A 9,687-nucleotide genomic window follows, 5' to 3' on the forward strand; every position below is an offset into this window, starting at 1 on the left:
ATTGTTGCCCGGCAGCGAACTGTTGGTCCTGCCGATCAAAACGCCTTGGGCGGCCACCAGCCCCATGATGCGACCCATTTCCGCTTCGGTGATGGGTTCTTTGGTGGCCTTGTCCTTGACCAACTCGAGGCCGCAGAACAGCCCTTTGCCGCGCACATGGCCCACCAGCGGCATGTCCGACAGAGCCTGCAGGCTCTCCAGCATGTAGTTGCCTACCACCCGGCTGTTTTCCACCAGGTTTTCCGCTTCGATAATGCGGGTGCTTTCCAATGCGGCGACGGTGGCCCCGGCGCAGCCGCCATACGTGCTGATGTCGCGAAAGTAGTTAATGCCCTTTTCGGGATCGGCCGGATCACAGAGGAACTTTTCATAAATCTCCTGGCGGGCGACCGTGGCGGAAAGGGGCATGTAGGAACTGGCCAGTCCCTTGGCCATGGTGACCATGTCCGGATCCACCTCGTAGTGCTCAAACCCCCAGAATTTTCCGGTACGGCCGAATCCGCAGACCACCTCGTCCATGATCAGGTAGATGCCGTACTTGTTGCAGATCTCCTGGAGGATCGGATAATACTCCGGTACCGGCACGATGATGCCGCCGCCGGCGGTGATCGGTTCCACGATGCAGCCGCCAATGGTGTCCGGCCCTTCCTTGAGGATGACATCTTCTAAACTGCGGGCACAATCGATGTCGCAGCCCGGGTAGGACTTGCCAAAAGGGCATCGGTAGCAAAGCGCGTGGGGAAATTCTGCAAACCCCTCGGCAAACGGACCGAAATCCTGTTTTCGCTGCAGTTGTCCCGTTGCGCTGAGTGCACCGATGGTCGTCCCGTGATAATCCCTATCCCGGAAGAGGATTTTGTATTTGCCATTGCGCTCGGGGTCGATGTTGGACAACTGGCGGACAATCTTGAAAGCCTTTTCATTGGCCTCGGACCCGCTGTTTGAAAAATAGACCTTGCCGAGGTTCGGGAGCAGTTCGATCAGCTTGGCGGCGAATTTGATGGTGGGGATATTGCCGACCGAACCTGCGTAGTAACCCAGGGTAAGGAGCTGATCGTAAATGGCTTTGGCGATACTCTCCCTGCCGTGGCCCACCATAACGCTCCAGACGCCCCCGGATGTCGCATCGAGGTATTCCTTGCCTCTGATGTCGGTCACCCGAAGGCCCTTGCCTTCGACAATAATCATCTGCTCGGCAGCCTGAAACACCTTGTGGGGTTTAATGTGGTGCCACAGGTAGTCCCGGTCGCCACGAACCATCTCTTCGGTGTCGTACGCGTTCCAATTGACGGTCGATTGCATGGTTTTTCTCCTTAAAAAACGAATCTTCGTTTATTGAATGACCTCGGTTTTAAGCTGTTGCACCCTGCTGCGGGCGCATATCGTCAGGATTGATCCCCGCAACGGCAACCGGCTTTTTCATGGCATCGCGGCGGAACGGTTCGCCCAGTTCCTTATTGTTCAACACCTCGATGAAGGTGGTCCTGCCTTCCTCCATCTGGGCCTTGACGGCCGCGCTTAACTTCTCAGTGAGATCCTCCGGAGAAGTTACCTGAACGCCTTCCATACCGCATGCTTTGGCGATGCCGGCGTAAGAGACTTTTGAATCCAGCTCGGTTCCTACGAAGTTGTCATCATACCATAAGGTCGTGTTTCGCTTCTCCGCTCCCCACTGGTAGTTGCGGAAGATGATCATGGTGATGGCGGGCCATTCTTCACGCCCGCAGGCGGTCATCTCGTTCATGGAGATCCCAAAGGCACCGTCACCGGCAAAGCCGACCACGGGAACATCGGGCCTTGCAATTTTTGCTCCCAGGATGGCTGGAAAACCGTAGCCACAGGGTCCGAACATGCCCGGAGCCAGGTATTTGCGACCCGCTTCGAAGGTTGGATAGGCATTGCCGATGGCGCAGTTGTTGCCGATGTCGGAGGAGATGATGGCATCGACGGGCAGGGCTTTGATGATTGCCCGCCATGCCATGCGAACGGTCATTTTTTCCGGCTCATTATTGTGGGCGCGCTGATTCCAAGTGGTGCCGGGATCGTCATCTTCATGATCCATGGTTGCTAATTCCTGTTCCCAGTCTGCCTTTGTTTTGGCAATGGTCGCTTTTCGCGCCTCGCGGCCCTCATCACCGGCAGTCTCGGTAAGCTGGGCCAGAATAGCGTTGGCCACTTTCTTGGCGTCTCCGGCGATGCCTACGCTAACGGGTTTGGTCAGCCCGATGCGGTTGGGATTGATATCGACCTGGATGATGGCAGCGTTGGCGGGCCAGTAGTCGATGCCATAGCCCGGCAGGGTGGAGAAAGGGTTCAATCGGGTCCCGAGGGCCAAGACCACGTCGGCATTGGCAATCAGCTTCATACCGGCTTTTGAGCCGTTGTAACCCAGCGGGCCGGCGAACAGCGGGTGGCTGCCTGGAAAGGCGTCATTGTGCTGGTAGCCGCAGCAGACCGGGGCATCCAGACGCTCGGCCAGGGCCATGGCGTCCTTGATGGCACCACCGATGACCACACCTCCACCGTTGAGGATCACCGGGAATTTGGCCTTGGATAGAAGATCCGCGGCCCGGGCGATGGCTTCCGCACCGCCGGCCGGACGCTCGAATTCGACAATCGCCGGCAGTTCGATCTCGATCACCTGGGTCCAGAAATCGCGGGGCACATTGATCTGGGCAGGGGCCGAGGCACGCTTGGCCTGCAGGATAACCCGGTTGAGCACCTCGGCCATGCGGGACGGATGCCGCACCTCTTCCTGGTAGGCCACCATCTCCTCAAACACGGCCATCTGGGGGACTTCCTGAAACCCTCCCTGGCCCATGGTCATATTGGCTGCCTGAGCGGTGACCAGCAGGAGGGGCGTGTGGTTCCAGTAGGCAGTTTTGACCGGGGTGACAAAGTTGGTGATGCCGGGGCCGTTCTGGGCAATCATCATGGACATCTTGCCGGAGGCTCGGGTGAACCCGTCCGCCATCATCCCGGCATTGCCTTCATGCCCGACATCCCAGAACGTGATCCCCGCCTTGGGAAACAGGTCGGATATGGGCATGAACGCCGAGCCGATAATGCCGAATGCGTGTTCGATGCCGTGCATCTGGAGTACTTTCACAAAAGCCTCTTCGGTAGTCATTTTCATTTTAGCCATTTGTTAATCCCCCTATAGATATATGTTGCCTTAATAGGCTCAGCGATCTGATATCTGATACATCACACATCAGTTGTTCCGTCAAGAATATTCTGCGTCATCTGTTTTATTCAAATTTACTCGAAAGGGACGTTTAACAATTTGCTGAAGGTGTCTTTAATAATTTCAAGCCCGCTTCTAATATTGATTTCAAAGGCCGCTTTAACGTCTTCAGGATTTTTCCGTTTAAGCGCATCGAGAATTTCCCGGTGCTGCTTATTAAACTTAATGCAATGGTCTTTCTCCCGCCGATATATATTCAGTACGCTTTCCACCGACTGAACCAATGCCTGGGCAATGTTGCATAAATGGGGAAGCTTGGATGCATCGCAAATTACACGGTGGAACTCCCTGTCCAATTGATAGTGATTCTGGGGAAGCTCTTCCATGCGCGCGATCAATTCTTCCAGCCTGAGAATATCGGCATCCGTCAAATGTTTTATGGCCTCAACAGCCAGCTTGGCTTCTAAATCCGCCCGCAGATCATATATATGCAGGATCTCTTTTGGGGTTGGCGGCGTGGCGACGATGGCACCCTTGTAGGGAATATTTTTAACGAGTCCCGATCGGTCCAGGCGCATGAGGGCTTCCCTGATCGGACCGCGGCCGATGCTCAGTTCGGTTTCGAGTTCAGACAATACAAGCCGGGTTCCGGGATGCTTGAAACCGCTGAGAATCATGTCCCTTATCTTCTCATATGCTCTCAGGGACTTCATGTATGATTTGTTGTCAGCCAAACTAGAAACTCCTGTGCATCACCTGACGGATGGATAGCTGATCGATATGCCGCTAAGCAAATATTTTATAGAATCCTTAAGAATTCATGCATTTATTACGAATGCCCAGGTTTGTCAAATTGTTGCGATCTTGATATCAACCCCGATTGACATTACCAGACGGTGTGATTTGTCTATATTTCAGCAGGTCGCTGTAATATTGGCTTTCAGGGTTGTTTTCTGTTTTTCGCCACACGAACGATCTCCAGGGCAAGAATCTCGGCTGCATCGATGGCCTTGATAGGCAGCGTCCCCCCGAGAGCACTGAGTTCGGTACAGGCGATAAGCACTAGGGTTGCTCCTTTTTGAATCAGATTGTCACATACCTTTTGATAGTCATCCCTTACGGTTGCACCGCTGTTTCCTTTTTTAATCTCTTTGATGACGCTTAACAGGCGTGCTTGATGATCAGGATCAGGCCATACATCCTCAATCCCCAATTTGCCGAATCGCTTTGCGTAAAGACCGGTCATGGCAACCGCAGGAGAGGCTAATATTCCGATTTTGCCATGGTCCGGGAAATCATTGTTCACATGATCGGCCACCAGATCAATCAGGTTGATCACCGGAATGTTGACCGCATGCCGCACCGCATCATAATAGTAATGGGCGGTATTGCAGGCAATCACCAAAAAATCCGCCCCCCATGATTCCAGTCGGCGGCCCATATCCGCCATGCAAGGTCCGGGATCTTCGCCATCTCCTTCGATAATGGCTTTGATTCTGGATGGAACCTTGGGGTTATTATCCACAATACAACGGATATGATCGGCGTCATCCAAAGCGGGTGTCAGGCGAATAATCCGTTGCATAAGATCAACAGTGGCTTCCGGGCCCATTCCGCCTAAAATTCCAACGATTCTCTCTTTTGTTTCGGTCATCTGGTTTGATACCCTGTCGCGAAAATAGGATTGAGAGCCCCTGTAAAGAGAGGCCCTCGTCATCAACAACCGTCTTGAACACAATCACCCTTGTCTGAAGGTATCCATATAGGCGTACAGGGCTGGCGATCCACCGGTGTGAAGGAACAGCACATTGGAACCGGCGGGAAAATGCCCCTTGCGCACCAGGTCGATCAATCCGGCGGCTGCCTTGCCTGAATACACAGGATCGAGGAGAACAGCTTCGCTTTTGGCAAAGAGTTTTACGGCTTCGACCATGGACTCGGTCGGCAGGGAGTAGCCCGGACCGACGTACTGATCAAAACAGACAATATCTTCACGCGCAACACCGCCCTTTACCCCGATCTTTTCAGCGAGTTCAACCGCCAGACGGTAGACGATCGCTTCCTGAACATCTTTCGGCCGGGAAACATTGACCCCGCTGATGGGGATTCCCCCGTTGACGCCGGCCATTCCCACCGCCATGCCGGCGTGGGTCCCGGCAGAACCCGAAGGTACAATGATGTGATCGATATCAAGACGCATCTCGTTGAGCTGGCCCATGGTCTCTTCGGCACAAACCGCGTATCCCATGGCACCGATGGCATTGGAAGCGCCGCCGGGAACGATGTACGGCTTTTTGCCGGCACCTGCGAGTGCTTCGGCCTTTTTGCTCATCCCGGCCATCATGTCGGAACCGCCTGCAACGACGCCAATACTCTGCACATCAAGCAGTTCAAAGAGAAAATTGTTTCCGCTGGCATCCGCCTTGTAAGATCCCTTTACGCGCTCTTCGAGAATCAGGTGACAATCGAGGCCTTCCTTGGCTGACCAGGCGGCCGTCAGCCGGCAATGGTTGGATTGGACGGCCCCGCAGGTGATAATTGAATCCTTACCTTGATCAAGTGCATCGGCAATGCAGAACTCCAGCTTTCTGGTTTTATTGCCGCCGCCGGATCCCGGAAGAAGGTCGTCACGTTTGATGTAGAGGTTGACCTTGCCGCCGAGCGCCTTGCTCAGGGAAGGCAGGCTCTCGATGGGAGTCGGCCCCTGAAGATAATTTCTCCTGGGAAATTTTGTAAAATTCATCGGCTGTCCTTTCCTCGATTGATGGTTTGGTTAGAGTTGAAAGATGGCTTCCACCTCAATATCCGCACCCAGCGGAAGCGCTGCCACCTGGAAGGCGCTGCGCGCGGGATACGGCTCTTTGAAGTAGTGGGCGTAAACGTTGTTGACGGCCTGAAAGTTGGCGATGTCGGCAAGATAGACAGTCGTTTTGACGGCATTGTCCAAAGTGGTCCCGGCCGCCGTGGCAATGGCTTCAAGGTTCTTGAAAACCATGTGGGCCTTGTCTTCAATGCTTCCATCGGGAATCTTTCCGGTTGCCGGGTCAATGGGCAGCTGGCCGGAGGTGAAAAGCAGTCCGTTTGAAACCACGGCCTGGGAATAAGGGCCGATGGCAGCCGGGGCTCGATCCGTTTTAATCGTTTTCTTGGACATGACGGTTTCTCCTTATTTTAGGACTTGTGCTGAGACGTCTGCGATGATCGCCAGGATAAGCCGGCAATCGTCCAGGGTAAATGTCAGTGGGATGCGCATGTCGCACATCACGGCAAGGATGCGCTTGGTGTTGGCAAGATAGGGCAATTTTCCAAGATATCGCCAACTTTCATAAGCACTCGTAAACCCGACCGGCTCCTTGTCGCCGAACCATTTCAGTTCGACACCCCGATTCTTGCACTCGGCAAGAAAATGTCTGATGGTTATCTCGTCCTGACCAGTCAGGGAGAACTGGATGGAGCTGCCCACGTAGTTTTCACGGGGGTCCCGCCGGGGGCAGGTGATCCCCGGGATCTGGTTCAATCCCTGCTCCAAAAACCGGTAGCGCTGGTTCCAGCGCACGCACTGCTGGTCCAATATGTTGAGCTGGGGTCTCAAGATGGCTGCCCGAAGATTGTCCATGCGGCTGGAATAATTGGGGACCATGGTTTTGATGCCCTCAAAGACCTCCATGCCGGGCCTTGACGTATGGCGTTCGTAGAGCATGTAAGAACCCGAATAGATGATGGCGCGGCCGATCAGGTCCGGGGCGTCGGTGACCAGCAGCCCCCCTTCCCCTGAATTCATGTGCTTGTAGGTCTGGGTGCTGAAGCAGGCGGCGGTTCCGAAGGAGCCGGACTTTTTCTCGTCCCAGGTGGCACCCATGGTGTGGGCGCAGTCTTCAATCAGGACAAGGTCATGGGCGGCGCAGATGTCCATGAGCCGATCCATATTGGTTATGTGTCCGCGCATGTGGGAGAGCATGAACCATTTCACGTCCGGCGCCTTGGCTTTTTCTTCGAGATCGTCGAGATCGATGGTGTAGTCATCTACAATATCGACCAGTTCGATAACTGCCCCCGTGTTTTCAATGGCACCGGGAACCGGCGCAAGGGTGTAGGCATTACACAAAACCTTGTCGCCCGGTTTTACGCCGGCGCTTTTGAGCGCCAGATACATGGCACTCCCGCAGGACGCGCAGGCCAGACAATATTTTTTGCCCATGTAAGCGGCAAATTCTTCTTCCAACATGGCAGCTTCACCTTTTTCTCCCGGATCGACATTATAGCGGTGAAGCTTGCCGGACTTTAAAATCTCAACGGCCTTTTCAATCCCTTCATCACAGATCGGTTCCTGCAAGGTAAAATCCTTGGTAAATTTTTTCCCTTCCGTGTTGGCCATGCCCAATGCTCCTGTGAGAAATTCACTTCCAGCCCTACCCGTTTTGATTCCAACGCATTCAGTAATTAAGCGGATCAATATTTAGTTTGCTCGTAAACATCAAAATCCCAACTCTGATCAGGGAAATATTTTCTCAACCGCCAGTCGCATGCCCGGGCATGGCCTTCCATGCCCTCGACCCGCGACAGACGTGATGCCGCGCCGCTGATCACCTTGTTGGCCGCTTTGCTGATCTCCTGATAGGTATAAATTTTCAAAAATTTTAAGACATTCAGTCCACCTGAGTAATGGCCGGCCTTTTTGGTGGGCAGGATGTGATTGGTGCCCGAGCACTTGTCGCCGTGGGGAACCGTGCTGCCCTCGCCAAGAAACAACGATCCATAGGATTGGAGATTTTTAACCCACCAGTCCAGGTCTTCGGCCATTACCTGGACATGCTCGGCTGCATACGCATCATTGACCCTGCACATTTCTTCCCTGTCACGGCAGAGGACGATTTCGCCATAGTCTCGCCAGGATGCTTCCGGTACTTCAGGATTGGGCATATCCGCAATGATTTTGGGGATCACTTCAAGTACTTTTTCACCCAGCGCCCTTGAGTCGGTAAAAAGCCATACCGGGGAATCATATCCGTGTTCAGCCTGGGATACCAGATCAACGGCGACAGTCATGTAGTCAGCTGTTTTATCGGCAATGATGGCCGACTCCGTCGGACCGGCGAAGACATCGATCGTGCATTTACCCGCCGAGGAAAGGATGCTTTTTGCTTCGGCCACATAGGCATTTCCCGGGCCTGCAAGTATATTGGCCGGCTTTCCGGTAAACAGACCGAATGCCATGGTGGCGATGGCCTGAACGCCGCCCATTTCAAGGATGATGTCCGCTCCGGCCACATGCAGGGCGTAAACCACCGCAGGCGCGATGCTCTCCCCGCGGGGCGGCGAGCAGGCGATCACAGTTTCGACGCCGGCAGCCTTGGCTGTGGCCACACTCATGATGGCAGAACACGCGTGGGCAAAGCGCCCTCCGGGGATGTAACAACCGGCAACCTTCATGGGGATGATCCGCTGGCCCAGGCGGACACCGGGGAGGGTCTCCTTTTCAAATTCGCGGAGGCTTTCCCGCTGCGCCGTGGCAAACCCGTGTACCTGCTTGTGGGCGAACCGGATATCCTGCTTTATCGATTCAGGAACGGAATCGATGAGGCGCTGCTTTTTTTCCTGGCTGAGGATAAAATCCCCTTCCCAGCCGTCAAACTTTTTTGCGAGTTGGATGACGGCCGCCTCACCGTTTTGCGCGATGTCTGCAAGGATTCCCTGCACGACGCTTCGAATTCGCGCAGTGTCGGTTTCAGCCGTTTTAGCTGCTTTCTTGAGATATTCCATGACCGCCTCCACATATTATTAAATATTTCATAAAATTTAATCGTAAACCAGACAGCCAATCCAGATCATATTCGTTTCGCTATAGTTTTCTATTTAATCAGCGTCCCTAGCAGATCCGGCAACCACAGGGTCAGGATCGGAAAATAGGCGATCAGAAACACCACAAGCACACTGACGAATACAAAAGGCAGGGCATTCACCGAAATATCTTCCAATGTGGTCCTGGCTACACCCGAAGCGACGAACATGTTTTCGCCCAGAGGCGGTGTGGCAAATCCGATCTCGCAGCAGCACACGAGAACAACGCCGAAATGGATCGGGTCCACGCCGAGAGACACCATGACCGGCAGCAGTACCGGCGTCACTAACATGATGGTTGCCAGGGTCTCCATGAACATCCCCATGAACAAGAGAAACACAATGACCAGCACCCAGATCAGATAGAGATTTCCGGTGAAATCCAACAATGCCTGCGCAATCAGGTCGGGAATTTTGTTGATGGTCAACAGTTGACCGAATGCCAGGGCCGTAAACATGATGATCAAAACGCGACCTGTGATCCAGGTGGTGCTCTCGAGGGCTTTCATGACACCTTTGAGCTCGATTTCCTTGTAGATGAAGATACCCACGAAAAGTGTATAGAATATGGAAACGATAGCGGCCTCGGTGGGCGTAAAAAACCCGGTGTAGATCCCGCCAAGGATAATGACGGGTGCCAGCAGCGCCCAGAAGCCCTCCCG

At 53.9% G+C, this 9,687-nt stretch carries 9 protein-coding genes; all 9 read right to left on the reverse strand.

The window, feature by feature from the left end; genetic code table 11:
- Positions 1–1,302: aminotransferase class III-fold pyridoxal phosphate-dependent enzyme (locus R6V78_RS02010; protein WP_410287648.1), on the reverse strand; the 1,302-nt coding region annotated here is incomplete at its 3' end.
- A 49-nt stretch (positions 1,303–1,351) separates the two neighbouring features.
- Complete coding sequence (xsc, locus tag R6V78_RS02015; RefSeq protein WP_410287649.1) at positions 1,352–3,145, reverse strand: sulfoacetaldehyde acetyltransferase; 1,794 nt, start codon at positions 3,143–3,145, stop codon at positions 1,352–1,354.
- A 116-nt stretch (positions 3,146–3,261) separates the two neighbouring features.
- A complete protein-coding gene (locus R6V78_RS02020) occupies positions 3,262–3,900 on the reverse strand; it encodes a GntR family transcriptional regulator (protein ID WP_410287656.1) in 639 nt (212 codons plus the stop codon).
- A gap of 227 nt (positions 3,901–4,127) precedes the next feature.
- Positions 4,128–4,841 carry an aspartate/glutamate racemase family protein gene (locus R6V78_RS02025; RefSeq protein ID WP_410287650.1) on the reverse strand — a complete coding sequence of 238 codons (714 nt, stop codon included), beginning with the start codon at positions 4,839–4,841 and terminating at the stop codon, positions 4,128–4,130.
- 84 nt (positions 4,842–4,925) lie between these two features.
- On the reverse strand, positions 4,926–5,930 hold the full coding sequence (locus R6V78_RS02030; protein WP_410287651.1) for a D-cysteine desulfhydrase: 1,005 nt from the start codon (positions 5,928–5,930) through the stop codon (positions 4,926–4,928).
- Between the two features lie 30 nt (positions 5,931–5,960).
- Positions 5,961–6,341, reverse strand: coding sequence for a RidA family protein (locus tag R6V78_RS02035; RefSeq protein WP_410287652.1), 381 nt, complete (start codon positions 6,339–6,341; stop codon positions 5,961–5,963).
- A 12-nt stretch (positions 6,342–6,353) separates the two neighbouring features.
- Positions 6,354–7,562 (reverse strand): DegT/DnrJ/EryC1/StrS family aminotransferase, encoded by a 1,209-nt coding sequence (locus R6V78_RS02040; RefSeq protein WP_410287653.1) that lies wholly within the window; start codon positions 7,560–7,562, stop codon positions 6,354–6,356.
- Positions 7,563–7,636: 74 nt separating this feature from the next.
- Entirely contained in the window at positions 7,637–8,947 is a 1,311-nt protein-coding gene (hisD, locus tag R6V78_RS02045) for a histidinol dehydrogenase (protein ID WP_410287654.1), read from the reverse strand.
- An 89-nt stretch (positions 8,948–9,036) separates the two neighbouring features.
- Positions 9,037–9,687: TRAP transporter large permease subunit (locus tag R6V78_RS02050; protein WP_410287655.1), on the reverse strand; the 651-nt coding region annotated here is incomplete at its 5' end.

It is taken from the genome of Desulfosarcina sp., from assembly GCF_046496365.1.
Lineage (GTDB): Bacteria > Desulfobacterota > Desulfobacteria > Desulfobacterales > Desulfosarcinaceae > Desulfosarcina.

Coding starts and splice junctions, on each gene's coding strand:
- R6V78_RS02020 (WP_410287656.1), bottom strand. CDS start 3,900: ATGAAGTCCCTGAGAGCATATGAGAAGATAAGGGACATGATTCTCAGC.
- R6V78_RS02025 (WP_410287650.1), bottom strand. CDS start 4,841: ATGACCGAAACAAAAGAGAGAATCGTTGGAATTTTAGGCGGAATGGGC.
- R6V78_RS02030 (WP_410287651.1), bottom strand. CDS start 5,930: ATGAATTTTACAAAATTTCCCAGGAGAAATTATCTTCAGGGGCCGACT.
- xsc (WP_410287649.1), bottom strand. CDS start 3,145: ATGGCTAAAATGAAAATGACTACCGAAGAGGCTTTTGTGAAAGTACTC.
- R6V78_RS02040 (WP_410287653.1), bottom strand. CDS start 7,562: ATGGCCAACACGGAAGGGAAAAAATTTACCAAGGATTTTACCTTGCAG.
- hisD (WP_410287654.1), bottom strand. CDS start 8,947: ATGGAATATCTCAAGAAAGCAGCTAAAACGGCTGAAACCGACACTGCG.
- R6V78_RS02035 (WP_410287652.1), bottom strand. CDS start 6,341: ATGTCCAAGAAAACGATTAAAACGGATCGAGCCCCGGCTGCCATCGGC.